Below are 25532 nucleotides of genomic sequence, written 5' to 3' on the forward strand. Positions count from 1 at the left end.
CCTACCATGGGCTGGCGGACGAACCGCCGGCGGCTCACAGTCCTCTCAAGAAGACTGACCATATCGATCGTTGGAGGACGATGCTCGTGACTGCCGCTCTGGCCGCGCATTACACGCAAGAACACCAGATGTTTCGCGACACCTGCCGGCGCTTCTTCGAAAAGGAAGTGACCCCGTTCCACATGAAGTGGGAGGAAGAGGGGATCGTGCCGCGCGAGCTGTGGCGCAAGGCAGGCGAGCAGGGGCTTTTGGGCATGACCATGCCCGAGGCCTATGGCGGCGCCGGCGCGGATTTCCTCTACAGCGCCATCATGATCGAGGAGCAGGGACGGGCGCTCGCCTCGGGTCCGGCCTTCTCGCTGCACAACGACATCGTGGTTCCCTACCTGCTCCACTACGGCACCGAAGAGCAGAAGAAAAAGTGGATTCCGAAGGCCTGCTCCGGCGAGCTGGTCACGGCCATCGCCATGACCGAGCCGGGCACGGGCTCTGACCTGCAGGCGGTGAAGACCACGGCCGTCATGGATGGCAACCACCTGGTCATCAACGGCTCCAAGACCTTCATCACCAACGGCCAGCTGGCCGACCTGGTGATCGTCGTCGCCAAGACCGACCCCACGCTCGGCGCCAAGGGCACGTCCCTCATCGCCGTCGAGACGAACACCGAGGGCTTCAAGCGCGGCCGCAATCTCGAGAAGATCGGCATGAAGGCGCAGGATACGTCGGAACTTTTCTTCCAGGACGTGCGGGTGCCGGCCGACCATCTGCTGGGCGGGCCGGGCATGGGCTTCGTTCAGCTGATGCAGCAGCTGCCGCAGGAGCGGCTGGTCATCGCCATCCAGGCGGTGGCGGCGATCGAGGCGGCGCTGGAGCATACGCTCGCTTACGTGAAGGAGCGCAAGGCGTTCGGAAAGCAGATCATCGATTTCCAGAACACGCGCTTCAAGCTGGCCGAACTCAAGACCAAGGCCCATATCGCGCGGGTCTTCGTCGACGATTGCGTCGCCAGGCACCTCAAGGGCGAACTCGACGTGGCGACCGCGGCGATGGCCAAATACTGGACGACCGAGCTGCAGTGCGCGCTGATCGACGAGTGCCTGCAGTTCCACGGCGGCTACGGCTACATGTGGGAATACCCGATCGCCCGCCTCTACGCCGACGCCCGCGTGCAGAAGATCTACGGCGGCACCAACGAGATCATGAAGGAACTCATTGGACGCACGCTCTGACGTACCATCCTCATCCTGAGGAGCCGCGCCTGGCGCGGCGTCTCGAAGGATGGGCAACACCAAGACTGGTTCCCACCCTTCGAGACGCGGTCTTGCAGATCGCTCCTCAGGGTGAGGTCAAAGGGTAATCTGAACTATCGAATAGGAGACCGACATGACCGACGCATACATCTACGACGCCGTCCGCACGCCGCGCGGCAAGGGCCGCAAGGATGGTTCGCTGCATGAAGTGACGCCGGTGCGCCTGGCCGTCACCGCGCTGCAGGCCGTGCGCGACCGCAACAATCTCGACACGCACCTGGTCGACGACATCGTGCTGGGCTGCGTCATGCCGATCGGCGAGCAGGGCGCCGACATCGCGCGCACCGCGTCGGTGATGGCGGGCTACGCCGAGACCGTCTCGGGCGTGCAGGTCAATCGCTTCTGCGCCTCGGGCCTCGAGGCCACCAACATGGCGGCCGCGCAGGTCATGTCGGGCCAGAGCCAGGCCGCGATCGGCGGCGGCGTCGAGAGCATGAGCCGCGTGCCGATGGGCTCGGACGGCGGCGCCTGGGCGGTCGATCCGGCCGTGGCGATCCCGATGTATTTCGTGCCCCAGGGCGTTTCGGCTGACCTGATCGCCACCAAGTACGGCATGAGCCGCGACGACGTCGACAGCTATGCCGTCGAATCGCAGAGGCGCGCCAAGGCCGCCTGGGATGCCGGCTACTTCAAGAAGTCGATCGTCCCGGTTCGCGACCAGAACGGCATCGAGCTGCTGGCCCGCGACGAGTTCCTGCGCCCGACCACGACCATGCAGACGCTGGCCGCGCTGGAGCCCAGCTTCAAGATGCAGGGCGAGATGATGCCCGGCTTCAACGCGGTGGCGCAGCAGCGCTATCCCGAGGTCGAGAAGATCAATCACGTGCACCATGCCGGCAACTCTTCGGGCATCGTCGACGGCGCCGCCGCGATCCTGGTGGGATCCAAGGAGTTCGGCGAGAAGGCGGGGCTCAAGCCGCGCGCCCGCATCCGCTCGTTCGCCTCGATCGGCTCGGAGCCGGCGATCATGCTGACCGGCCCGGCGCCGGCCTCGGAGAAGGCGCTGAAGCGCGCCGGCATGTCGGTCGGCGACATCGACCTGTTCGAGCTGAACGAGGCCTTCGCGGCCGTCGTGCTGCGCTACATGCAGATCCTCAAGATGCCGTACGACAAGATCAACGTGAACGGCGGCGCGATCGCCATGGGCCATCCGCTGGGCGCCACCGGCGCGATGATCCTGGGCACGCTGCTCGACGAACTCGAGCGCCGCAACCTGTCGACCGGCCTCGCCACGCTGTGCGTCGGCGGCGGCATGGGCACCGCCACCATCATCGAGCGCGTCTGATCATTGCTGGGAGCGCGCCACTCCAGTGGCGCATCTTCCTTGGCATTTCGACACACATGAGCGCCAGGGGTGTGGCGCGCTCCCAGCGAAGAGGGATTGAAACATGATCAACTACAACGTCGATTCGGACGGCATCGCCACCATCACCTGGGACATGCCGAACCGCGCGATGAACGTGCTCAACGAGGCCTCGATGACGGCCTATGCCGGCGCGCTCGAGACCGCCCTGAAGGACGACAAGGTCAAGGGCATCATCATCACGTCGGGCAAGGACAGCTTCATCGCCGGCGCCGACCTCGAGATGATCCTGGGCCTCGACACGTCGGACGCGTCGAAGCTGATGGAGCAGTTCAGCCAGCTGCAGAAGATGTTCCGCCGCCAGGAGACCGGCGGCAAGCCGATCGTGGCCGCGATCAACGGCACGGCGCTGGGCGGCGGCTTCGAGATCTGCCTCGCCACCCACTATCGTATCGCCGCGGCCAACCCGAAGACCAAGGTCGGCCAGCCCGAGGTGAAGATCGGTCTGCTGCCGGGCGGCGGTGGCACGCAGCGCATTCCGCGCCTGATCGGCGTGCAGAACGCCGCGCCGATCCTGCTCGAAGGCAAGGACCTCACGGTCGATGCCGCCAAGGGCCTGGGGCTGATCCACGAGCTCGTACCGGCCGGAGAGCTGCTGGCCCGCGCCAAGGCCTGGCTGACGGCGCCGGCGACCGAGCAGGTCGTGCCGGAATATGCCGGCAAGGGTGCCAAGGCGATCGACGGCCGCGCCGTGCAGCCGTGGGACCGCAAGGGCTTCAAGGTCCCGGGCTTCCCGGGCGGCCAGGTGTGGAGCCCGCCGGGCGTCATGACCTTCATCGGCGGCAGCGCCATGGTGCGCGGCAAGACCAACGGCGTCTATCCGGCGCCGAAGGCGATCATGAGCTGCGTCTACGAAGGGCTGATGCTGCCGTTCGATGCCGGCCTTAAGGTCGAGACGCGCTACTTCGTCTCGCTGCTGCGCGACCCCGTCGCCAAGAGCATGATCCGCACGCTGTTCTTCGGCCTGCAGGAAGCCAACAAGCTGGTGCGCCGGCCCAAGGGCGTGCCGAAGCAGGAATACAAGAAGATCGGCGTGCTGGGTGCCGGCCTGATGGGCGCCGGCATCGCCACCGTCTCGGTGCAGGCCGGTCTCGACATCGTGCTGATCGATCGTGATCAGGCGGCCGCCGACAAGGGCAAGGCGCATATCGCCGACGAGCTGGGCAAGCTGGTGAAGCGCAAGCGCCTCGACCAGGCGAAAGCCGACGCGATGCTGGCCAAGGTCACGGCGACCCCGGACTTCGGCGCGCTCAAGGATTGCGACATCGTGATCGAAGCGGTGTTCGAGAACCGCGAAGTGAAGGCCGAGGCCACGAAGAAAGCCGAGGCGGCGCTGCCGAAGACCGCGGTCTTCGCGTCGAACACCTCGACCCTGCCGATCACCGGCCTCGCCGAAGCCTCGTCGCGGCCCGACCACTTCATCGGTCTCCATTTCTTCTCGCCGGTCGAGAAGATGCCGCTGGTCGAGATCATCGTCGGCCAGAAGACCTCGCAGGAGACGCTCGCGCGGGCGCTCGACTTCGTCCAGAAGATCCGCAAGACGCCAATCGTCGTGAACGACAGCCGCGGCTTCTTCACCTCCCGCGTCTGCGGCGCCTTCATCAGCGAAGGCCATCGCATGCTGAAGGAGGGCATCCCGGCCGCCATGATCGAGAACTGCGCGCGCTATGCCGGCATGCCGGTGGGCCCGCTGTCGCTCAACGACGAGGTCGCCATCGACCTGTCGTGGAAGATCATGGACCAGACGCGGCGCGACGCCGAGGCTTCGGGCCAGAAGTTTGAGGGCGCCGGCACCGAGGACATCCTCGAGCTGATGGTCAAGAAGCTCGAGCGCTTCGGCCGCAAGAACGGCAAGGGCTTCTACGAATATCCGGCCGACGGCAAGAAGCGCCTGTGGCCGGAGCTGCAGAAGTACTTCCCGGCCGATCCGGCGCTGCTCTACGGCGAGGGCGAGGACAAGCGCGCCAAGGAGGACGAGATCAAGAAGCGCCTGCTCTACGTGCAGGCGGTCGACACCGCGCGCTGCCTCGAAAGCAACGTGCTGACCAACCCGCAGGACGGCGACGTGGGCTCGATCATGGGCCTGGGCTTCGCGCCGCAGACGGGCGGGGCGATCAGCCTGATCGACCAGGTCGGCATCAAGACGTTCGTCGCCGAGTGCGACGCTTTCGCCAAGGCGTACGGCGCCCAGTTCGAGGTGCCGAAGCTCCTGCGCGACATGGCCGCCAAGGGCGAGAGCTTCTACGGCAAGTACCAGCCGGCGAAGGCGGCGTAGCCGCCAAGCCTGCTCTCATAGTCCTCTCGCCCGCCGGCACGGGCGGAGAGGAACATGAGCTTTGAACTTGCGTCGCGGGGCAGTAAAAAGCGCGACGCCAGATCAAAGGGAGAAATGCCGTGGACGCCAAGGAAATCGCCGCACTCGCCGACCGTATCGTCGAAGGCCGCTGCTCGAAGACGACGATGGACTGGCTGGCGGACGCCACGGCGAGCCTCTCCGAGGCCGATGCCTACAAGGTCCAGTTCGCGGTCCACGACAAGCTCGAAGCCGCCGGCTGGAAGCTCGCGGGCTGGAAGGTCGCCTTCGCCGTTCCGGCGCAGTACGAGCCGCTGAAGCTCTCGGGTCCGGCCTTCGCCGGCCTCTACACCAGCGGCATCCGCCAGAGCGGCGCGGTGTTCGAGAAGGGCTGGCCGCTCAAGGCCGGCGTCGAGTGCGAGATGGTCGCGCGCATCGCTAAGGACGTGCCGGCCGGCACGGAGTACACCGCCCAGTCGATCCAGGCCTTCGTCTCCAACCTCTATTGCGGCATGGAAGTCGTCGAGAACCGCTACGGCGATGTCTCCAAGCTGGGCGGCCCGGGCCGCATCGCCGACGACGTGCTGCAGGCCGCCTGCATCGTCGGCACCGAGATCAAGGACTGGCAGAAGACCGACTTCGTCAACGTCAAGGGCCGCTCCGAGTTCGAGGGCAAGGAGATCGGCGCCGGTCCGGGCAGCAACGTGATGGGCGGCGCGATGATCTCGCTCGCCTGGCTCGCCAACAGACTGATCGCCAACGGAAAGCAGCTGAAGGCCGGCGACATGATCCTCACCGGCTCGGTGCACCCGCCGCAGTTCCTGCCGGGCGCCGGTGTCGCCAAGACCGAGTTCGCCGGGCTGGGCGGGGCGGAGATCACCGTCAAGTAAGAGTATCCCTGACTGCGGAGGCGGGCATGGCGAAGCCGATCGTGAACCTCGACGACGTGGCGTTCGACGACGTCGAGGAGGATGGCCTCTACACCTCCCGCCGCGCCCGCTTCAGCGACGGGATCGGCGCGCAAAACCTCGGCTACAACCTGACGGTCCTGCCGCCCGGCAAGGCCCAGTGCCCGTTCCACAGCCATCACGGTGAGGAGGAGATGTTCCTCATCCTGGAGGGCGAGGGCGAGCTCAGGTTCGGCGACCAGCGCTATCCGCTCCGCCGGCACGACGTCATCGCCTGTCCGCCCGGCGGCGCGGACGTGGCACACCAGATCATCAACACCGGCACGGAGACGATGCGCTATCTCTCCGTCTCGACCCGGGTGCCGCTCGATGCCTGCGAGTATCCGGATTCCGGCAAGATCTCGATCGTCGCCGGAAATGGCGACACCACGAAGCTCTGGAAGATGTTCCGCGCCGAGACCACGGTCGACTACTACGACGGCGAGAAGAAGTAACCTCGCCAACGGGGCAAGGTCAGTCGCCGCGGCCGTTGGCAAGCAGCCGGTCGAGATGCGCTGTCTCGTCTGACCAGCCGCCCGGCGGCCAGGGCGCCGAAGGGTCGATCGGTTCGCGCAAGGGGGCGGCCGGCATCTCGGCGCCCTCCAGCATCTCGACATCGATCCTGAAATCTTCGTCCTGTTCGAAGCCGTGCCAGTGCAGGAACTCGACATAGGCGCGCCGGCCGTCGCGCAACTGCAGCACGAAGCCGGCCGAGCTGTCGTGCATGTCGCCATAGGCCCAGAAGCGGTCGACGTGCGCGACGTCGGCCGGCGAGAAGCCATGGCTGTCGGCGTTCAGGACGTCGAGCGCATGGCCGAATTCGTAGAAGCCGCGGATCTGCATGAGCCCATCGTATCAAATGTTTCGAGTCAGCCCCGGGCTCTTGCCTTATCCCCGATGAGAACATAACATGAACATAACGTTGAGGAGGCAGGCAGTGGGCGTACATTTCGGGGCGACGATCGAAACATTCGGAGGGCGCGCTCCGCTCGCCCCACGAGCCGAGCAGGGTCCGTCCCGCCTGGGCGTCGACCGGCTCCACCGGCGTCATGCAGGCATGCGCCGCAGCCGGCAGAGTTTCACCGACCGGCTGTTCTTCGCGGTCCTACCGGACGCCGCGACGGCCGAACGTATCTCCGAGCGCGCTGCTGCCTGGCGGGCCGCGCATGGTCTGACGGGGCGACTCCTGAAGGCGGGGCATTTCCACGTCACCCTGGCCTCCGTGCATGAAGGCCATGGCCTGCCGGATGCCGACGAGATCGACGGCTGGATGGCGCGGGCCAGCGGGATCCTGATGCCGTCCTTTTGCGTCGGGTTCGACCGTCTCATGAGCTTCTCGAATGGGGCCCTCGTGCTGACGGGTGATGACTCCACGGTCGGCATGGAAGTTCTCCAGCAGCGCCTCTGCGATTCGCTCGACGATACGCCGCGGCCGGCCCGCCGCTACACGCCGCATGTGACCCTGCTCCATGACGGCCATCACATCGAGCCCGAGCCGGTCGAGCCGATCACCTGGACGGTTCGCGAGGTCGTGCTGGTGCACAGCCTCATCGGCCAGACGACACATCGGCACGTCGCCCGGATCCCGCTGGGCTGAAATCTTTGAGCGACGAAATGATTACGGTGCGGCCGACCGATCGGCTGTTCTTCGCCGTGATTCCCGACGAGAAGACGGTTGAAGCGATCTGCCGCGAACGCCGGAAGTTCTGCGAAAAGATCGGCCTCTCCGGCGTGGAAGTCCTGCCCGAGCATCTCCACGTCACGCTGTGGCATGTCGGCGATGACATCGTGCCGCCGACGTCGGGGGAAATCGACGCCCTCATGCAACGCGCCAGCGCCGTCGAGGCACCGCCGTTCGAGATTTCCTTTCGGCGAGCCAAGTCCCTCGGCCGAGGAGCCTTCGTGCTGTTCGGCGGCAAGGGGAGTGCCAGCCTCGCAGCGATCTCTACCAGGCTTCGCGATGTGCTGACGCGGCCCGGCGCCGAAAAGAAGCGCCCCTTCATGCCTCACATGACGCTGTTGAGGAGCGAGACGATCGTGCCGCCGCGCGCGATCAAGCCGATCGCCTGGACGGCGCGCGAGATCGTCCTGGTCCACAGCCTCCTCGGTAAGACCATCCATCGTCACATCGGGCGCCTCCCGTTGAGGCCCGGACGGCAATTATCGTTGCCGGGATTTGATTTCTGAGGGTCTGCCTTCGGCTATCATACGGGCATGAAACCCTACGTCCTCTGCCACATGGTCTGCAGCGTCGACGGCCGTATCTGGGGCAGCCGCTGGCGGCCGAAGGCCAACATCGTGCCCAACCTGTTCGAGCGGCTGCATGACCAGATGGGCGGCGGCTCATGGCTGTGCGGGCGTGTGACCGCGCAGGAGTTCGCCAAGGGCACCGAGCCGGCCTATCCGCCGACCGACCAGATATTCCCGCGCGAGAACTGGTTCGCACAGCGCGAGGCCAAGGCCTGGGGAATCTTCCTCGACGGCCACGGCAAGGCGGTGTGGGCGCGACGGGACATCGGCGGCGATCCGATCCTCGTGATCCTGACCGAGGCAGTGCCGGACCGGCACCTGGCCGGCCTGCGGGCCGACGGCGTCTCCTACATCTTCGCCGGCAAGACCGAGATCGATCTGGCGGCGGCGCTGGAGACGCTCAGCCGCGAACTGGGCATCGAGCGGATCATGCTGGAGGGCGGGGGCGGGGCGAACGGCGCCTTTCTGCGCGCCGGGCTGATTGACGAATTGAGCCTGGTGATCTGTCCCGTCATCGACGGCAGCACTGGCGGGCCCATCGTGTTCAACTCGGGCGACACCGACCTCGGCCCGGCGCCGATCGAGAGCATGACGCTCGTCAGCCACGACGTCCTCGAGGGCGGCACGATGTGGCTGCGCTACAAGTTGCGTTCGACATCGACCCAAGCGGGCGCCTCCTAACGGCTTGATTTTCAGGAATAAAGCGGCGCCTCTTGCGCTTGCCATCAATGAGAACATATAGAGAACAACGCTCTCGTAACAGGAGACGTTGTTGGACGAAAAGCTCACGACCAAGCTGCGCATTCTGTCGGACGCGGCCAAGTACGATGCTTCGTGTGCCTCATCGGGGGCGCCAAAACGGGCGGCCGGGCTCGACGGCATCGGCTCGACCAGCAACGGCATCTGTCATGCCTACACGCCGGACGGACGCTGCGTGTCGCTGCTCAAGATTCTGCTGACGAACTACTGCCTGTTCGACTGCGCCTATTGCATCAACCGCCGCTCCTCGAATGTCGAACGGGCGCGCTTCACGGTCGACGAGGTGGTCTCGCTGACGCTCAACTTCTACAAGCGGAACTACATCGAAGGCCTGTTCCTTTCGTCGGGCATCATCCGCAATCCCGACCATACGATGGAGCAGCTGGTGCTGGTGGCAAAGACGCTGCGCCACGAGCATGGCTTCGCAGGCTACATCCATCTCAAGACCATCCCCGAGGCCAATCCCTGGCTGATCGAGCAGGCCGGGCTCTTCGCCGACCGCCTGTCGATCAACATCGAGCTGCCGTCGGCCGACAGCCTGGCGCGCTTCGCGCCTGAGAAGAAGGCGGCGTCGATCACCGGCGCCATGGGCCAGATGAAGGAGCGCATCGACGAGGCCAAGGAGGATCGCCGCAAATTCTCGCCGGCCGGTCAGAGTACGCAGGTCATCGTCGGCGCGGACGCGACCACCGATGCGGCGCTGCTGAACACCAGCGCCGTGCTCTATAAGGATTATGCGCTGCGCCGGGTCTACTACTCCGCCTTCAGTCCCATACCGTCGCCGAGTGCGGTGCTGCCGCTCAAGGCACCGCCGCTGCAGCGCGAGAACCGGCTTTATCAGGCGGACTGGCTGCTGCGCTTCTACGGCTTCTCCGCCGACGAGGTCGCGAGCGCCAGCCGTGACGGCATGCTCGCGCTCGACATCGATCCCAAAGCGGCCTGGGCGCTGCAGAACCGCGAGCGCTTTCCGCTCGACGTGAACACGGCCGATCGCGAGATGCTGTTGCGCGTGCCCGGCCTCGGCGTGCGCTCGGTCGACAGGATCATCGCGGCACGACGGCACGCGCGGCTGCGCCTCGCCGACATCGGCCGGCTGGCGCGCAGCGTGAAGCGGCTGCTGCCTTTCCTCATCACCGCCGACTATCGGCCGACGAAGATCTCCGACCGGGCCGACCTTCGCCCCAACCTCGCTGAGGCGCCGGTGCAGGGGAACCTCTTTTGATCGGTGTCGCGCTGCACGAAGGTGCCGACATCGAAGGCTTCCGCGCCGTCGTCCGCAGGCTCGCCGCGGGCAAGGTTCGGCCGGAGTCGGTTTCGTGGAGTTCGGCGGGCGAGGTCGATCTGTTCGGCGATCGGGAACGGGGCACAGAAAGTGCCGCTCCGGTCGCCTTGCCTCGCGCCCTGGGCGAGTTGATCCCGCTCGTGGTCTGCCATTCCGACCGCGAGCGCTATGGCTTGTTGTATTCGGCGATCTGGCGGGTGCTGCACGGCGAGCGCGCGCTGCTCGACGTCCAGAGCGATCCGCTGGTGCATCGCCTGGAGGGCATGGCGAAGTCGGTGCGCCGCGACCTGCACAAGATGCATGCGTTCGTGCGCTTCCGCGAGACGCACGATCCCGACGGCACGGAAAGGTTCGTCTCCTGGTTCGAGCCCGAGCATTTCATCGTCGAGGCGACCGCCGGCTTCTTCGTCGAGCGGTTCCAGAGCCTGGTCTGGTCCATTCTCACCCCGAAGGGGGCGCTGCATTGGGATCGTCAATCACTGAGGATCGCGCCGCCCGCGCAGCGCAGCGACGCGCCCCAGTCCGACGGCTTCGAAGCGGCGTGGCGCTGCTACTACGAGAACGTCTTCAACCCGGCGCGCCTCAATCCCAAGGCGATGCGGCAGCACATGCCGGCGAAGTACTGGCGCAATCTGCCGGAAGCGGCCTCCATCGCGGGCCTCGTGCAGCAGGCGCCGGCGCGGGCCCGCGAGATGATCGCGCGTGAAGCGGCGGAGCGGGAAAAGCGCGATCCGCTCAAGGCGGTGGCAGCGATGGCGGAGCAGGGACCGCAGACCCTGGAAGAGCTGAACCGGTTGATCGCGGCCTCCGAGCCGCTGACTCCGGGCGCCGATCGGGCGGTGCTGGGCGAGGGGCCGATGGAGCCCGCGGTCGCGTTCGTCGGCGAGCAGCCAGGCGACCAGAAGGAGCGCGAAGGGCGGCCGTTCATCGGTCCGGCCGGGCAGCTCTTCGACCGGGCGCTGGGCGAGGCGGGCATCGATCGCGCGAGCGTCTACGTCACCAACGCGGTGAAGCACTTCAAATACGAACCGCGCGGCAAGAAGCGGCTGCACAAGCGGCCGAACCCCGGAGAGGTGAAGCGCTATCGCTGGTGGCTGCAGCGCGAGCTTTCTTTCGTGCGGCCGAAGCTCGTGGTCGCGATGGGCGGCACGGCGCTGCTCGGGCTGACCGGCAAGCCGCTCTCGGTCCTGAGGTCACGAGGTCCGATCAGTTTCGACGGACTGCCGGGCTACGCGACGGTGCACCCGTCCTACCTGCTGCGCCCGCCGGACGAGGCGGCGAAACGCGAAGCCTATGACGCGTTCCGGGACGACCTGGTCGCGGTGCGCCGCCTGATTGCCGCGAACGGTTAGTCCGCGGCCTTCTGGTCGAGGAATTCCAGCACGCCGTCGCTGCGCTCGCCCTTCAGGTAGCGGAAGGTGCCAGCGCCGGTGGCGAGCAGCTCGTTCGCCTGGTTGTAGATCTCGGTCTCGGCGGCGAAGGTGCTCTGGCTGGTCGAGGGGCGCCAGGCGCCCAGGATCGTGAGCACGTCGCCTTCGCGACCGGCCTTGATGAACTGGGTGGTGAAGGCCAGCGTCACGGAGAGCCGCCGCGTCGTCGCCGTCTCATTGAAGGTGCAGGCGAAGCCGCTCGCCGAGTCGAGCAGGGTCATCAGCACGCCGCCGTGCAGCAGGCCGTTGGCGTTGCAAAGCTCGGCGCGTACGTCGAGGCGCATCTCGACGAAACCGTGCCGCCACGCCACGACCTGATGGCCTATTACGCCATTGAAGCCGCGAAACTCATAAGGAGCGACCGGCCGAGCGTCGGCCGGTCGTTGGATAGCCATGTCTGGAAAGCCTCGAGAGGAGGGGCGCGCCTAGCGGCGCGCCATCGCCGACATCGGCGGCCGATGACCATTGCTCATCATCGGACGCATGGCCGGGCCGGCCGAGGCTGCGATGGCCGGCTGCGCCGCCATGCCGGTGCGGATGTCGCGCGCGACCTTGACCAGTCGCGGGCCCCAGTCGGCTTCGAGGCGGTCGCGGCTGATCTGGTAGATCGGCGCCGAGGCGTTGACGGCATAGGCCGCCGTGCCGTCGGAATTGCGCAGCGGCGCGCCGACTCCACACAGCTCGGGCAGCCACTCGCCCCAGGTGACGCAGAAGCCGCGGTCGGTCAGTTCCTTGAACGAGCGCTCGAGACCGGCCTTCACCTTCGTCCAGTCGTCGCGCCAGCGGCGACGGATGGCATCGATCTGCTTGTTACGGTCGACGTCCGGCAGGGTGAACAGGTAGGCACGACCCATTGCCGTGCTCGCCATCGGGACGCGTGTGCCGACGTCGTGGGTGATCGCGACCACCGACGGGCCGCGGCAGGCTTCGAGGTAGATCATCGAGTGACGGTCGCGGCCGCCCAGCGCGGTCGAGGCGTTGAGGGCGTGTGCGAGCTGCTCCAGCGGCTGACGCGAAGCGCGGCGGACGTCCATGCTGGAGATCGCGGCGTAGCCCAGCGCGAGCACCGAGGCGCCGAGCTCGTACTTCCGGAAGCGGCGGATGTAGTTGAGGTAGCCCAGCTCGGTCAGCGTGTGGGTGAGGCGGGCGACGGTCGGCTTCGGCAGACCAGTGCGATGGGCGATCTCCTGGTTGCCCAGCATGCCCTCGCCGGCGTGGAAGGCGCGCAGGATGTCGAGGCCGCGCGCCAGCGCCGTGACGAACTGGCGATCCTTGCTGCTCGACCCCTCGGCGAGGCCGTTCTCGATAGAGCTCTGGAAGGCTGCGGTTCGCGTTACGAGATGACTGACGTTGCCCATCGGCGTCTGCTCCTTTGGTAAATGGCCGTTTATTTCTTTGCGGAGCGGAACCTGCCATCGCCTCACCCGTACCGCAATGCGCCAGAGCGGGTTTTGTCCTGCGAACATGCAAAGCGGCCATGTCACAGGTGCGTGAATTGATTATCATCAGTTGCACTCGCGTAGTTCTGCTCTCTGATTCGGGAATTTTCGGCCTATTTTGATGACGCGAGCGGCATCTTTCGACATGTTCGCCGCGGCCGGGTACCATCCGGACCACCCCCTTCAAGAGGCAAGAATTGGCTAAAGAACCCACACTGCCAAAGGACATTACGGCGCTCTCATTCGAGGATGCGCTCAAGGAACTGGAAGGCATCGTCCAGCAGCTCGAGCGCGGCCAGGTGAAGCTCGACGAGGCCATTTCCGCCTATGAGCGCGGCGCCTTGCTGAAGCGCCACTGCGAGCAGCGGCTGGCCGAGGCCAAGATGAAGGTCGAAAAAATCGTCTTCTCCGCCGACGGTTCGGTCGCGACCCAGCCGGCGGATCTCGGCTGATCGACGCCCATGCCGTTGTCGTCGCACACCGGGTTTGACGCTGCGCTTTCGTTCGCGGCCCAATCCGTCGAACGCACCATGGAGCGGCTGCTTCCGAGCGGTGCCTCGGGCGAGGCGCGCGTCTTCGAGGCGATGCGCTATTCGAGCCTGGGCGGCGGCAAGCGGCTGCGGGCCTTCTTCGTGCTGGCCGGGGCCACCCTGTTCAAAGTGGGTACTCTGCCTGCTTTGAGGACGGCCAGTGCCATCGAGTTCGTGCACGCCTATTCGCTGATTCACGACGACCTGCCGGCGATGGACGACGACGATCTGCGGCGCGGAAAACCATCGTGCCACCGCCAGTTCGACGAGGCGACGGCCATCCTCGCGGGCGATGCCCTGCAGGCATTGGCTTTCGAGGTGCTGGCGGAGGAGGAGACCCATGGCGATCCCGCCGTGCGGGTTGCGCTGATCGCCGAACTCGCGAAGGCAGCCGGGGCGCGCGGCATGGTGGGAGGGCAAATGCTCGACCTGCTGGCCGAGCAGGAAGGCTCGGATCAGTCGATCGGGGCCATCACGCACCTGCAACGATTGAAGACCGGTGCGTTGATCTCGTTCTCGTGCACCGCCGGCGCCGTGCTCGGCAAAGCCAGCGATCACGCCCGCTCGGCGCTTTCGATGTATGCCCACGATCTCGGTCTCGCCTTCCAGATCGTCGACGATCTGCTCGACATCGAAGGCAACGCGGCCGAGCTGGGCAAGACGCCCGGCAAGGACGAGGCAGCGGGAAAGGCCACCTTCGTATCGATCCTGGGGGTCGAGCGCGCCCGGGCACAGGCGGGAATGCTGGCGCGACAGGCCGCCGCGCATCTCGAGTCGTTTGACGAGGCGGCGGATTTGCTAAGGCAAGCCACAGAATTCGTCGTGGCGCGTCGCAGCTGAAGTTGGGGCACGGCTCGCCGTGCAGGAGTATGATGTTTCAATGACCGGCCAGAGTACGACGCCGCTGCTCGATACCGTCGACGTTCCCGCGGATCTTCGCCGGCTGCGTCCGGAGCAGCTCCCCCAGCTTGCCGATGAACTGCGGCAGGAGACGATTTCGGCCGTCTCGGTGACCGGCGGCCATCTCGGGGCGGGCCTGGGCGTCGTCGAGCTCACCGTCGCACTCCACTACGTCTTCGACACGCCGCGGGACCGGCTGATCTGGGACGTCGGCCATCAGGCCTATCCGCACAAGATCGTCACCGGCCGGCGCAGTCGCATCCGCACCCTGCGTCAGGAGGGCGGGCTCTCCGGCTTCACGCGCCGTTCCGAGAGCGAGTACGACCCGTTCGGGGCCGCCCATTCCTCGACCTCCATTTCGGCCGGACTCGGCATGGCGGTGGCGCGCGACCTGTCGGGCGGCTCGAACAACGTGGTCGCCGTCATCGGCGACGGGGCGCTCAGCGCCGGCATGGCCTACGAGGCGATGAACAATGCGGGCGCGTTGCGCTCGCGGCTGATCGTGGTGCTGAACGACAACGACATGTCGATCGCGCCGCCGGTCGGCGCCCTCTCGGGCCATCTCTCGCGGCTCCTGTCGGGCCGGCCCTACGTCACGCTTCGCAATCTAGGCCGCACCTTCGCCGAGAGCCTGCCCAAGCCTCTGGAATTGGCGGCCAAGCGCGCCGAGGAATTCGCCCGCGGCTTCGTCGCCGGCGGCACGCTGTTCGACGAACTCGGCTTCTACTATGTCGGTCCGGTCGACGGTCACAATCTCGATCACCTGCTGCCTGTGCTGAAGAACGCCCGCGACAGCCAGCTCGACAAGCCGATCCTGGTCCATGTCGTCACCAAGAAGGGCAAGGGCTACGCCCCGGCCGAGGCGAGCGCGGACAAGTACCACGGCGTCGTGAAATTCGACGTCATCACCGGCAAGCAGTCCAAGCCGATCGCCAATGCGCCGCAATACACCTCCGTGTTTGCCAAGGCGCTGATCGCGGAAGCGGAAGCCGACAAGAAGATCGTGGCGATCACCGCGGCCATGCCGTCGGGCACCGGCCTCGACAAGTTTGCCGAGCGATTCCCCGAACGCACGTTCGACGTGGCGATCGCCGAACAGCATGGCGTGACCTTCGCCGCCGGTCTGGCGACCGAAGGCTACAAGCCGTTCACGGCGATCTATTCGACCTTCCTGCAGCGGGCCTTCGACCAGGTCGTGCACGACGTCGCGCTCCAGAAGCTGCCGGTGCGATTCGCCATCGATCGTGCCGGGCTGGTCGGCGCCGACGGCGCCACCCATGCCGGTTCCTTCGACGTCGCCTATCTCGGCTGCCTGCCGGATTTCGTGATCATGGCCGCAGGGGACGAACTCGAGCTGATGCACATGGTGGCGACGGCGGCCCAGATCGACGACCGTCCGTCGGCCTTCCGCTATCCGCGCGGCGAGGGAGTGGGGATCGAGCTGCCCGCCAAGGGCACGCCGCTCGAGATCGGCAAAGGCCGGATCGTGCGCGAGGGCACCAAGATCGCGATCCTGAATTTCGGCGCGCGCCTGCAGGAGTGCCTGGTGGCGGCGGAGGATCTCGGCGCCAAGGGGCTGAGCACCACGGTGGCCGATGCCCGCTTTGCCAAGCCGCTCGACACAGACCTGATCCGCCGGCTCGCGCGCGAGCACGAGGTGCTGATTACGATCGAGGAAGGTTCGGTCGGCGGCTTCTCGAGCTTCGTGCTGCAGTATCTCGCGACGGCGGGTCTGCTCGACGGCGGCCTCAAGGTGAGGCCGATGGTTTTGCCGGACCGCTTCCTCGATCACGCCGCGCCGGCCAAACAATACGAATGGGCCGGCCTCAACGCACCGCAGATCGTGGCGACGGCGCTCGCGGCGCTCGGCCAACAGACCGAGCGCGCGCGCGGCTAGTCGCGCGGGTCGATGGGGGTGAGGCGCGGGGCGTGCGCCTCGACGATCTCCGCCGCGTCGAAGCAGAGATCCTCGCGGAAGCGGGCGGCGATGACCTGGACGCCCACCGGGGTTCCATCGGCGAGGCCCGTGGGCACCGAAACCGAGGGATAGCCCAGCACGGGCGTTGCGAGCAGGCAGTGCTGCGCCGCCATCATGGCGTCGACCACCGGCTGGTCCTGCAGGTCGAGCCCGTCGGGGAAGGGCAGGACATGCGATACCGGCACGACCGCCACCGCATATTCCGCGAAGAACAGCGACCAGGCGCGCATCAGGGCGAGGCGAAGTCCGAACGCGTCGAGCAGACCGCCGGCATCGATCTCCGGCACGTAGCGCAGATGGCCTTCGACGTTGCGCCGCGCGGCGGCGTCGCCGAGCGCCTGCACCGTGGCGACGAATCCCCGCCGCTCGTCGTTGACGACCATCCGGTGCCAGAGTTCGGCTGCTTCGCCCAGCCGAGGCGGTGCGATCTCCACGACCTCGTAGCCGGCCGCTTCGAGGGCCTTGCCGGCTGCCACGACTGCCGCCCGCACCTCCGGCACGACGTCGTCGAACGGGGCTGGCGCGATGGCGGCGCGCAGCGGGCGTGACGGTGCGGGACCGGTGAGCGGCGCCGGTATCCAGTTCGGATCGCGCGCATCGCCCATCGCCATGGCGGCGAAGGCGAGGCGAACGTCAGCGACGGTGCGCGCCAGCGGTCCCTGAACCGACATGAGCTGTGCCGTGATCGGCCGCTCGGCGGTGGCGGATGGGTTGAAGGCCGGCACACGGCCCGGCGTCGGCCGGAGGCCCGCCACACCGCAGGCATAGGCGGGGTAGCGGATCGAGCCGCCATAGTCGTTGCCATGTGCAATCGGGCCCATGCCCGCCGCCAGCGCCGCTGCCGCGCCGCCGCTCGAACCGCCGGGCGTCAGGCCCTTGCCCCACGGGTTGCGCGTCGAGCCATGCAGGTCATTGTCGGTGAACCAGCGGTGCGAGAAGGCCGGCGTGTTGGTGCGGCCGACGATGATCGCGCCGGCCTTGCGCAGGTTGCCCACGACCGGGCTGTCCTCGGTCGCCACCAGATCGCGAAACGCCACGACGCCGTTGGTGGTGGCGCGGCCCTTGGTGTCGACGTTGACCTTCACCGTCACCGGCACCCCGTGCAGCGGCCCGCAAGCAGCACCCCTGTGGCGCGCGGCGTCAGCGTTGCGAGCGGCCTGCAGGGCCTCGTCGGCCATCACGTCGACCACGGCGTTGACCTTAGGATTGACCGCCTCGATCCGGCCGAGGACCGATCGCGTCGCGTCCTCGCTCGAAACCGCGCCCTGTGCGATGGCCCGCGCCAGATCGACGCCCGACCAGCGCCAGAGTTCGTCCGTCATTTCCGCGTCTCCCCGAAGATCGTGAGCAATCGAGACTAAGGCGAATTGGTCTAGCGCTCGACGCCTAGTTCTTTCACGTTCCCCATCTTACCAAGGCTATGGCACGTGAAATTTTCCGTCGTCGACCGGAGCCTCGCACAGCGAGGCGTCGTGGAGAGACCTCTTTTCCATTCGAAGCCGCCAAACCGAGGAAAAGAATCCCGCCAAGCCGCTCGACACCGACCTGATCCGCCGGCTCGTGCGCGAGTACGAGGTGCTGATCACGATCGAGGAGGGTCGGTCGGCGGTTTCGCGAACTTCGGGCTGCAATATCTCAGGACGTCGGGCCTGCTCGACGCCGGACTCAAGGTGCGGCGGCTGGTCCTGCCCGACCGTTTCATCGGTCACGCCTCGCCGGCCCGCCAGTATGAATGCGCCGGTCTCAACGCGCCGCAGATCGTGGCGACGGCGCTGGCCGCACTCGGCCAGAGTCGGAGCGCGCACGGTTCGCAGACGAAATCATTCAATATTGGGGATAACTGTCTAGCGGATGCGTCAGCAGCCGAATATTACGCGCTGGATTGACTTCATTCCTTGCTTGATAGCTGGATTGTCCTGTCCGAAATAAATCTATTGTCAATTTCTGTCTTGGTGGTATCTTGTGCGGGCGAGAGACAAGGGGCCCGTATGGAACCGAAAACATCGAAGGCGGATTTCATCGAATTTCTGGACTATGTCGCCCAGAAGGGATTGATGCCTACTAACACTGCTCAAGCGCGCAAGGCGGCGGCCGGAAAGGTGCTTAGTGTTCTATCTGACAATGAGATGCAGGACGTCCTCAGCCTGGATCTTGATAGTGTTATGGCTCGGTTCAATAATCTGCACGGGAAATCTTACACGCCAGAGAGTCTTGGGGCATACAAGAGTCGCGTGCGAAGCGCGTTAGATGATTTTTCAAACTATCTGAAGAATCCACTGGCTTTCAAGCCTTCGACGCAAAGCCGAGATCGAAAACCTGCTTCGACGTCCCCCAGTTCTGGTCAAAAAGCCACTAAGGATCGCAGCATCGATCAACCATCTAGATCAGCGCCGTCATTAGGGGACATCGGTCCGATGTCCGGCAGTATTCTACCAATCCCAATTCGGGCTGACCTGACAGTGATGATCCAAGGATTACCATTTGATCTCACACCTGCTGAGGCCAAGAAAATCGCAGGCGTAGTTCAAGCGATGGCTGTCGAGACGTGAAGCGAAATCGGCCTCCTTCCAAAAGAGGCCATATCTGCCGGCCATTCAGCTGGCAGGGGACGGAGCTGCCGGGGTGGAGGTCCAAACTCCAACACCCGGCAGTCCATTAGTATTGTGCACCAAGTCAATTGCTTCGCAAGCTTTGACGGGCGGCGCCGGGTCGCTCTCGCCGCTCGAACAAAAATCGTGGACTTAACGCAGGGCTGCCAGTTCAGTCCTTGGGCTGCGGCACGATGCGCAGGTAGGGCTTTGGGGCCTTCCACCCGTCCGGGTACTTGGCCTTCGCGGCCTCGTCCGACACGGCGGGCACGATGATCACGTCCTCGCCCTTCTTCCAATTCACCGGCGTCGCCACCTGATGTTTTGCGGTGAGCTGGCAGGATTCGAGCAGGCGCAGCACCTCGTCGAAGTTGCGGCCGCTGCTCATCGGATAGACGAGCATCGCCTTGATCTTCTTGTCCGGCCCGATGATGAACACCGAACGCACCGTGGCATTGTCGGCCGCGGTGCGGCCTTCGGAGGTCGTGCCGGCGCCTTCGGGCAGCATGTCGTAGGCGGTCGCGACCTTGAGTTCGGGATCGCCGATCATCGGGAAGGTCACGGCGTGTCCCTGGGTCTCCTCGATGTCCTTGGCCCACTTGGAGTGGTTGGTCACGGGATCGACCGAGAGGCCGATGATCTTGGTGTTGAGCTTGTCGAACTGCGGCTTGAGGCCGGCCATGTAGCCGAGCTCCGTCGTGCAGACCGGCGTGAAGTCCTTGGGATGCGAGAACAGGATCGCCCAGCCGTCGCCGATCCACTTGTGGAACTCGATCGGACCCTGGGTCGTCTCCGCCTTGAAATCGGGCGCGGTCGAATTGATGCGAAGCGTCATCGGTGAAGTTCCTCCAGTTTGCGGAGCGCACCTCAACCTTTCCGCCCAGCGAGGTCAAGCCTTGGCAGGAATCCAGCTCGTAAGGCCCAATCCACCATCAACTTCTACTGTCGTCCCCACCACATAGCGGCCAAATCTTTCCGAGAGAATCGCGACCGCGACCTGGGCGATGTCGTCGGGCGTGCCCGGGCGGCCGAGTGGAATCTGGGCCACGAGGTCGGCGAGATTGTCCGCCACGAAGCCGCCACCGGGAATCGCGCCCGGCGCGATCGCGTTCACGCGGATGCCGTCCGGCGCCAGCACGCGCGCCAGCTCCTTCATCACCATCGTCATGCCGGCCTTCGAGGCGCTGTAGTGGGGCAGGTTGCGCGGCGTCTCGCGGTGCTGCGACGTGACCAGGATCATGCGGCCCTTGATCCCGTTGTCGCGCATGTGGCGACCGACTTCGCGGGCGAGGAAGAAACCCGAGCGCAGGTTGATGTCGGTCATCCGGTCCCAGGTCTCCTCGCTGACCGACAGGGGCGTATCGACCTCGAGACGGCGCGGGCTCGCGGCATGCACGAAAAGGGAGATCGTGCCGAGCTTCTGCACGGCTCCGTCGAGCAATTCCTTCCAGCCGCCCTTCCTGGAAAGGTCGCCTTGCAGGAAATCGATGCCGTCTTCCGCAGGCGGGGCGGCGACGTCGCTGCCGAGCACGATCGCGCCCTCGGCCTTCAATGCTTTCGCGATGCCGCGACCGATGCCGCCGGCGCAGCCGGTGATCAGGGCGCGCTCGCCCTCCAGAAGTTTCATGCTCATGCCCGGCATGCTAGCAGGTCCCCGGAAGGGAGACAGTATTGGCGAAGACACGGCTGGACGTGGCCCTGGTCGAGCGCGGGCTCGTGGAAACGCGCGCCGCCGCGCAACGACTTGTCATGGCCGGGCTCGTCTTCTCGAACGACCGGCGGCTCGACAAGGCCGGGCAGGGCGTCACCGCCGAGATGCCGCTCGAGGTGCGCGGCCAGCTTCATCCCTATGTCTCGCGCGGCGGGCTGAAACTCGAGAAGGCGCTGGATCATTTCGCGATCCCGGTGACGGATCGTATCGCGCTCGATGTCGGCTCCTCGACAGGAGGGTTCACCGACTGCCTGCTGCAGCGGGGCGCGGCCAAGGTCTATGCCGTCGATGTCGGCACCAACCAGCTCGCCTGGAAACTGCGCACCGACCCGCGCGTCGTCTCGATGGAGAAGACCAACATCCGCGACGTCACGCGCGCGCAGGTTCCGGATCCGATCGACCTCGTCGTCTGCGATGCCTCGTTCGTTGGCCTGCGGCTCGTCCTGCCGGCCGCGCTCGCGCTTGCCGCGCCAGGCGCGCATCTCGCGGCCCTCATCAAGCCGCAGTTCGAGGTCGGCAAGGGCCGGGTCGGGAAGGGCGGCATCGTGCGCGAACCCGAACTGCACGAAGAAGTCGTCGAGACGATCTCGTCCTGGCTGGCCGGACAACCCGGCTGGCAGGTGCTGGGCGTGACCGAGAGCCCGATCACCGGTGCGGAAGGCAACAAGGAATTCCTGATCGCGGCCGTCCTCAGCGGCGCGCCAGCGTCACCCTGAACTTGTTGTTGTCGGCCAGCGTCTCGAACGACGCGAAGTTGGTCTTCAGGAGCGGCTCGTAGGGCAGGCCGCGGTTGGCGACCATGTAGAAGCGGCCCCGTGGCTTCAGCGCTCGCGCTGCGACGGCAATGAAGCCCTGGCCCAGCGAGGGGTCTGCGGCGCGGCCGGCATGGAAGGGCGGGTTGCAGACGACGGCATCGTAGGTCGCGGGCGCTGCCTCGTTGATCAGATCGAGCCAGTGGAACGTCGCGCGCGGGTCCGTGACGTTCGCCCGGCTCGCTTCGACCGCACGATGCTCGGCGTCGATACCGTCGATCTTCGTGACGGCAGGACAGGTGGCGAGAACGTGGCGCGTGAGGAAGCCCCAGCCGCAGCCGAAGTCGGCGACGTGTCCGAAGAGGTCGTGGGGCAGGTGTGTCGCGAGCATCGCCGAGCCGTCGTCGACATGATCCCACGAGAAGATTCCAGGCTGGCTCTGCCACGAACCGTCGCCAACGGAATGCAGGGTCGTGAGTTTCTGCCAGTAGTCGGGGGGCGCGTGGCTTCCCTTCACGAACCAGAAGACGCGGCTGTGGAACTTCGAGAGCGAATCGACGCCGCCGAAGGCCTTGCCGGCCTGCTTCTCCAGGCTGGCAGCGCCGTCATCGTTGGCGCCGCTGCAGACGAGCGTGCCGCCGGGCGCGAGTAGCGCCCAACCGCGCGCGATGTTGGCGAAGTTCTCTTCCTTGTGCTTGGTCAGCAGCACGAGGCCGAGTTCGTGGCCGCCGCTTTCCAGGCGTGGCACGGCCTTCTTCAATCGAAGAAAGGCCGGCCGGAACGACTGCTCCGCGTCGATGTCCGCAAACGGCGGATCCTCGGCGCGAATAAAGAACGCCCGCCTTTCGGCGAGCGCTCCGGTTTCGAAGGCGTGGGCGAGGGCGCGTGTGGCCTGGCTCACGGGACGAGGACGGCCCGCCCCATGATGAGGCCCTTGCGCAGTTCCTGCAGCGTCGCATCGGCCTGGTCGAGCGTGCGCTTGACGACCGGCACCGGCGTCACCTTCCCGGTGGTGACGAGGTCCATCATCTCCTTCATCTCGCCCGGGCTGCCCGTGACGGAGCCCACGATCTGGCAGCCGGTGAAGGCGAACATCGGCATCGGCAGCGAGAAGGTGCCGCCGAACAGGCCGACGACGACCAGCCGGCCGCCGCGGGCCAGTGCCTTGACGCCGAACTGCGCGGTGCTTTCGGCGCCGACGAAGTCGATCGCCGCGCCGACGCCGGTCCCGCCGGTCAGTTCGAAGATCTTCTTGCGGGCATCCTTGTCGCGCGGGTCGATGGCGGCGACCGCGCCGTTGTCGAGCGCGAGCTTGCGCTTGTTCTCATCGATGTCGGCCACGATCGGCGCATGGCCCAGCACCGACTGCGCGAACTTCACGCCCATCAGGCCGACGCCGCCGGCGCCGATCACCAGGATCGGCTTGCCGGCATCCTCGCCGACCGCCTTCTTCACGGCGCTGAAGGCGGTGATGCCGGAGCAGGCATAGAGGCAGGCCAACTCGGTCGGGATGTCGCCATAGGGATAGAGATACTTTGCGTCGGGGACGAGAACATGGTCGGCATAGCCGCCGTCCTTGTTGACGCCGAGCGCGCGGGGCGCCGGGCAGAGATGCTCGCGGCCGTTGGCGCAGTACCAGCAGGTGCCGCAGCCGATCCAGGGATAGACCACCGCCTTGTCGCCGACCTTGGCGCCCTTGGCGTCGGGACCCAGGGCCACGACCTCGCCCACGATCTCGTGGCCCATGGTGCGCGGCGGGTTCATGGTCTTCTGCGTCGACACCTTGTTGCCGCCGCCCATGTCGAAGAAGCCCTCCCAGAGATGGACGTCGCTGTGGCAGACGCCGGCGGCCGTAACCTTGACCAGGACCTCGGCGCCCTGCGGCGCGGGGTTGCTCTCCTCGACCTTCTGCAGGGGCTGGCCGAATTCGACGACCTTGTAGCTCTTCATTGGGACTCTCTCCGTTGCGAACCGGGGCGGACATTAGGACGAAGAACGGGGCGGGCCAACCGATCCTTAGGGGCTGGCATGACCGATGAATCGCTCCGGCGGTCCGTCGCCCCACTGCGACCGGAGACCTTCGTCCGCGTTGACGAGATTGCCGCCATCGGCCGCGTTCAGGCGGTCGGTGTCGGCCCAGCGCTCGTGCACACGCCCCCAGGGATCGCTCCAGTAGTCGTAGACCTGGCTGCCCAGCAGATGGCGGCCAATGCCCCACACATGATCGTATTTGCCCAGCCGCTTCAGATACTCATGGTCCTGGAAGACGCAGTCGATGTCCTGAACCTCGTAGGAAACGTGGTGCAGGCCGGCTCTTGTACTGTGGTTGCAGAAGAATACGTGATGATCGACGTAGGCATCGCCGCGGTCCAGCCGGTTGAAAGAACCGATGATGTTGTCCTCCTGGCCCACATAAACGTCGTCGGAGCGGATCATGCCCAGCGTCTCGCGGAACCAGGCTACCGTATCGGTCACCCTGGGCGACGCGAGCACGCCATGGCCGATGCGCTGGATCGATGTCGGCGACGCGCCAAGCCGCATCACCCGGCCGACGCGACGTCCCGGCTCGCGCGCCGTATTCTGTTCGTCCCGAGCGACCCGGATCGGCTCGACCCGCTTCTGTCCGGCCACCACTTCGATCTGGTAACCGTTGGGTTCGGTCAGCCGCACGCGCCTGCCGCCGCCCGGTTCGTCGAGAGTTTCGATGCCAGAGGCACCTGGAAGCCGGGCGAGGCGCTCCAGATCGTCCTCGTCCTCGGCATGGTAGGCAAAGCCGACGAACTTCGTTCCGCCCTTTTGCGTGACATGCAGATGATGGTGATCGTCGGTCCCACGCATGTAGAGCGCAGTCGCTGTGCGTTCAGCACGGACGAGGCCGAAATGCGTGAGGAACTCCTCCATTTCGTCGAGGTCGGGTGCTTCCATCCGCGGCCAGGCAAATTCCGCTGCCTTGATGACGGCCATTGCTTCCTCCGCTTTTTGGAGGAACGCTAGCCGTATCAGGCGATCCTGAAAAGGACCGAAGGGAGAGGGAAGTGAAGATCTGCTATTTCAACGACTACCGGCTGGGCGTCATCAAGGGCGATCAGGTCATCGACGTGACGGATGCCGTGAAGGACATCCCGCATCTCGACTCGCGGGACCTCATCATCGGCCTGATCGCCAAGTGGGATGCGTACAAGGCCAAGGTCGAAAAGGCCGCCGCCGAAGGCAAGGGTGTTCCGGTATCGGGCGTGAAGCTGCGTCCGCCGGTCCCGAAGCCCGGCAACATCGTCTGCATGGCGGTGAACTACATGGAAGACGGCACCTTGCCGGAGAAGCCGGCGATCAACGCCTTTCATAAGGCGGCGACGGCGGTGATCGGCGACGGCGACACCATGGTACTGCCCGACGCGCCGGCCACGATCTTCGAGGGCGAGGCGGAGATGGCGCTGGTCATCGGCAAGCCCGCGACGCGCGTCGCCCAGGGCGACGCCTTCAAGCACATTTTCGGCTACACCTGCTTCATCGATGGCTCGGCCCGCGGGCTGCCGCCGCCGGGTAACGTCTTCTTCCAGATGAAGTCGCGCGACACCTTCGCGCCGATCGGCCCGTGCATCGTCACCGCCGACGAGATCGCCGATCCGCAGAACCTGAACATCACCCTGACCAACAACGGCACCGTGATGCAGAAGTTCAACACTTCCGACATGGCGCACCACATCCCGCGCATCATCGAGTGGGTGAGCTCCATCCACACGCTGGAGCCCGGCGACATCGTCGCCACCGGGACCAACCATCGGGGTCTCAACTCGTTCATGGACGGGGACAAGATCGAGCTGACGGTCGAGAAGATCGGCACGCTGAAGTTCAGCGTGAAGGACGAACTGAAGCGCACCTGGGCGCGCACGACGCGGCTTCAGCACAAGGAGAAGGGCGGCGAGGGCCCACACACGCCGCAGCTCACCGGCAAGTACGCCAAGTAGTAGGCGCTCTGCAGCCTTCTCCGATCCTTCCCCGG

The 25532-nt window shown here is 65.9% G+C and carries 26 protein-coding genes; 17 read left to right on the forward strand and 9 right to left on the reverse strand.

What is annotated here, in order from left to right; genetic code table 11:
* The first annotated feature begins 86 nt into the window (after positions 1 to 86).
* The 5 genes from ACT6UX_RS07405 to ACT6UX_RS07425 all read left to right on the forward strand — a co-directional run bounded on the left by ACT6UX_RS07405 (position 87) and on the right by ACT6UX_RS07425 (position 6368).
* The gene (locus tag ACT6UX_RS07405) at positions 87 to 1229 is read left to right on the forward strand and encodes an acyl-CoA dehydrogenase family protein (RefSeq protein WP_444774504.1); all 1143 of its coding nucleotides are present in this window, start codon (positions 87 to 89) and stop codon (positions 1227 to 1229) included.
* A 154-nt stretch (positions 1230 to 1383) separates the two neighbouring features.
* Positions 1384 to 2595, forward strand: a complete 1212-nt coding sequence (locus ACT6UX_RS07410) for an acetyl-CoA C-acetyltransferase (RefSeq protein WP_444774505.1) — start codon at positions 1384 to 1386, stop codon at positions 2593 to 2595.
* Positions 2596 to 2698: 103 nt separating this feature from the next.
* Positions 2699 to 4948: a 3-hydroxyacyl-CoA dehydrogenase NAD-binding domain-containing protein gene (locus ACT6UX_RS07415; protein WP_444774506.1), complete on the forward strand. Its 2250-nt coding sequence runs from the start codon at positions 2699 to 2701 to the stop codon at positions 4946 to 4948.
* Positions 4949 to 5067: 119 nt separating this feature from the next.
* Complete coding sequence (locus ACT6UX_RS07420; protein ID WP_444774507.1) at positions 5068 to 5856, forward strand: 2-keto-4-pentenoate hydratase; 789 nt, start codon at positions 5068 to 5070, stop codon at positions 5854 to 5856.
* A gap of 26 nt (positions 5857 to 5882) precedes the next feature.
* The gene (locus tag ACT6UX_RS07425) at positions 5883 to 6368 is read left to right on the forward strand and encodes a cupin domain-containing protein (RefSeq protein WP_444774508.1); all 486 of its coding nucleotides are present in this window, start codon (positions 5883 to 5885) and stop codon (positions 6366 to 6368) included.
* A 19-nt stretch (positions 6369 to 6387) separates the two neighbouring features.
* Here ACT6UX_RS07425 and ACT6UX_RS07430 read toward each other — a convergent pair whose 3' ends face one another.
* Positions 6388 to 6756, reverse strand: a complete 369-nt coding sequence (locus ACT6UX_RS07430) for a hypothetical protein (protein WP_444774509.1) — start codon at positions 6754 to 6756, stop codon at positions 6388 to 6390.
* Between the two features lie 214 nt (positions 6757 to 6970).
* On the opposite strand from ACT6UX_RS07430, the gene ACT6UX_RS07435 reads away from it, so the two are divergent.
* The 5 genes from ACT6UX_RS07435 to ACT6UX_RS07455 all read left to right on the forward strand — a co-directional run bounded on the left by ACT6UX_RS07435 (position 6971) and on the right by ACT6UX_RS07455 (position 11556).
* Complete coding sequence (locus tag ACT6UX_RS07435; RefSeq protein ID WP_444774510.1) at positions 6971 to 7510, forward strand: 2'-5' RNA ligase family protein; 540 nt, start codon at positions 6971 to 6973, stop codon at positions 7508 to 7510.
* A 17-nt stretch (positions 7511 to 7527) separates the two neighbouring features.
* A complete protein-coding gene (locus ACT6UX_RS07440) occupies positions 7528 to 8100 on the forward strand; it encodes a 2'-5' RNA ligase family protein (RefSeq protein WP_444774511.1) in 573 nt (190 codons plus the stop codon).
* Positions 8101 to 8127: 27 nt separating this feature from the next.
* Entirely contained in the window at positions 8128 to 8844 is a 717-nt protein-coding gene (locus ACT6UX_RS07445) for a RibD family protein (protein ID WP_444774512.1), read from the forward strand.
* A 91-nt stretch (positions 8845 to 8935) separates the two neighbouring features.
* Positions 8936 to 10144, forward strand: a complete 1209-nt coding sequence (locus ACT6UX_RS07450) for a putative DNA modification/repair radical SAM protein (protein ID WP_444774513.1) — start codon at positions 8936 to 8938, stop codon at positions 10142 to 10144.
* Positions 10141 to 11556: a UdgX family uracil-DNA binding protein gene (locus ACT6UX_RS07455; RefSeq protein WP_444774514.1), complete on the forward strand. Its 1416-nt coding sequence runs from the start codon at positions 10141 to 10143 to the stop codon at positions 11554 to 11556. The genes ACT6UX_RS07450 and ACT6UX_RS07455 overlap by 4 nt, the downstream gene beginning before the upstream one ends.
* Here ACT6UX_RS07455 and ACT6UX_RS07460 read toward each other — a convergent pair.
* Positions 11553 to 12029 carry a PaaI family thioesterase gene (locus ACT6UX_RS07460; RefSeq protein WP_444774515.1) on the reverse strand — a complete coding sequence of 159 codons (477 nt, stop codon included), beginning with the start codon at positions 12027 to 12029 and terminating at the stop codon, positions 11553 to 11555. The two genes, ACT6UX_RS07455 and ACT6UX_RS07460, sit on opposite strands and share 4 nt — an antisense overlap.
* A gap of 30 nt (positions 12030 to 12059) precedes the next feature.
* Positions 12060 to 12992 (reverse strand): IclR family transcriptional regulator, encoded by a 933-nt coding sequence (locus ACT6UX_RS07465; RefSeq protein ID WP_444774516.1) that lies wholly within the window; start codon positions 12990 to 12992, stop codon positions 12060 to 12062.
* A 278-nt stretch (positions 12993 to 13270) separates the two neighbouring features.
* Between ACT6UX_RS07465 and ACT6UX_RS07470 the strand changes: the two genes are divergently transcribed.
* From ACT6UX_RS07470 to dxs, 3 genes are read left to right on the forward strand one after another with little or no spacing between them, the layout of a single operon-like run.
* Complete coding sequence (locus ACT6UX_RS07470; RefSeq protein ID WP_296322317.1) at positions 13271 to 13525, forward strand: exodeoxyribonuclease VII small subunit; 255 nt, start codon at positions 13271 to 13273, stop codon at positions 13523 to 13525.
* A 9-nt stretch (positions 13526 to 13534) separates the two neighbouring features.
* Entirely contained in the window at positions 13535 to 14443 is a 909-nt protein-coding gene (locus ACT6UX_RS07475) for a polyprenyl synthetase family protein (RefSeq protein ID WP_444774517.1), read from the forward strand.
* A 40-nt stretch (positions 14444 to 14483) separates the two neighbouring features.
* Positions 14484 to 16400 (forward strand): 1-deoxy-D-xylulose-5-phosphate synthase, encoded by a 1917-nt coding sequence (gene dxs, locus ACT6UX_RS07480; protein ID WP_444774518.1) that lies wholly within the window; start codon positions 14484 to 14486, stop codon positions 16398 to 16400.
* Here the strand turns inward: dxs and ACT6UX_RS07485 are convergent.
* Positions 16397 to 17803 carry an amidase family protein gene (locus tag ACT6UX_RS07485; RefSeq protein WP_444774519.1) on the reverse strand — a complete coding sequence of 469 codons (1407 nt, stop codon included), beginning with the start codon at positions 17801 to 17803 and terminating at the stop codon, positions 16397 to 16399. The two genes, dxs and ACT6UX_RS07485, sit on opposite strands and share 4 nt — an antisense overlap.
* Before the next feature lie 105 nt (positions 17804 to 17908).
* Here ACT6UX_RS07485 and ACT6UX_RS07490 point away from each other — a divergent pair, with 105 nt between their 5' ends.
* Together ACT6UX_RS07490 and ACT6UX_RS07495 are read left to right on the forward strand one after the other, a co-directional pair.
* On the forward strand, positions 17909 to 18367 hold the full coding sequence (locus ACT6UX_RS07490) for a hypothetical protein (protein WP_444774520.1): 459 nt from the start codon (positions 17909 to 17911) through the stop codon (positions 18365 to 18367).
* Positions 18368 to 18469: 102 nt separating this feature from the next.
* Entirely contained in the window at positions 18470 to 19030 is a 561-nt protein-coding gene (locus ACT6UX_RS07495; RefSeq protein ID WP_444774521.1) for a hypothetical protein, read from the forward strand.
* Between the two features lie 211 nt (positions 19031 to 19241).
* Here ACT6UX_RS07495 and ACT6UX_RS07500 read toward each other — a convergent pair whose 3' ends face one another.
* Together ACT6UX_RS07500 and ACT6UX_RS07505 are read right to left on the reverse strand one after the other, a co-directional pair.
* A complete protein-coding gene (locus tag ACT6UX_RS07500; protein WP_444774522.1) occupies positions 19242 to 19904 on the reverse strand; it encodes a peroxiredoxin in 663 nt (220 codons plus the stop codon).
* Positions 19905 to 19958: 54 nt separating this feature from the next.
* Positions 19959 to 20702 carry an SDR family NAD(P)-dependent oxidoreductase gene (locus ACT6UX_RS07505; RefSeq protein ID WP_444774523.1) on the reverse strand — a complete coding sequence of 248 codons (744 nt, stop codon included), beginning with the start codon at positions 20700 to 20702 and terminating at the stop codon, positions 19959 to 19961.
* 38 nt (positions 20703 to 20740) lie between these two features.
* Here ACT6UX_RS07505 and ACT6UX_RS07510 point away from each other — a divergent pair, with 38 nt between their 5' ends.
* Complete coding sequence (locus ACT6UX_RS07510) at positions 20741 to 21496, forward strand: TlyA family RNA methyltransferase (protein ID WP_444774524.1); 756 nt, start codon at positions 20741 to 20743, stop codon at positions 21494 to 21496.
* Here the strand turns inward: ACT6UX_RS07510 and ACT6UX_RS07515 are convergent.
* From ACT6UX_RS07515 to ACT6UX_RS07525, 3 genes are all read right to left on the reverse strand, one after another.
* The gene (locus ACT6UX_RS07515; RefSeq protein ID WP_444774525.1) at positions 21471 to 22433 is read right to left on the reverse strand and encodes a methyltransferase; all 963 of its coding nucleotides are present in this window, start codon (positions 22431 to 22433) and stop codon (positions 21471 to 21473) included. The genes ACT6UX_RS07510 and ACT6UX_RS07515 overlap by 26 nt on opposite strands.
* Positions 22430 to 23482: an alcohol dehydrogenase gene (locus ACT6UX_RS07520; protein WP_444774526.1), complete on the reverse strand. Its 1053-nt coding sequence runs from the start codon at positions 23480 to 23482 to the stop codon at positions 22430 to 22432. The genes ACT6UX_RS07515 and ACT6UX_RS07520 overlap by 4 nt, the downstream gene beginning before the upstream one ends.
* 66 nt (positions 23483 to 23548) lie before the next feature.
* A complete protein-coding gene (locus ACT6UX_RS07525) occupies positions 23549 to 24496 on the reverse strand; it encodes a VOC family protein (RefSeq protein WP_444774527.1) in 948 nt (315 codons plus the stop codon).
* A gap of 71 nt (positions 24497 to 24567) precedes the next feature.
* On the opposite strand from ACT6UX_RS07525, the gene ACT6UX_RS07530 reads away from it, so the two are divergent.
* Positions 24568 to 25497: a fumarylacetoacetate hydrolase family protein gene (locus tag ACT6UX_RS07530; RefSeq protein ID WP_444774528.1), complete on the forward strand. Its 930-nt coding sequence runs from the start codon at positions 24568 to 24570 to the stop codon at positions 25495 to 25497.
* Positions 25498 to 25532: the final 35 nt, after the last annotated feature.

It is taken from the genome of Reyranella sp., assembly GCF_052439685.1.
In the GTDB taxonomy this organism is placed as follows: domain Bacteria; phylum Pseudomonadota; class Alphaproteobacteria; order Reyranellales; family Reyranellaceae; genus Reyranella.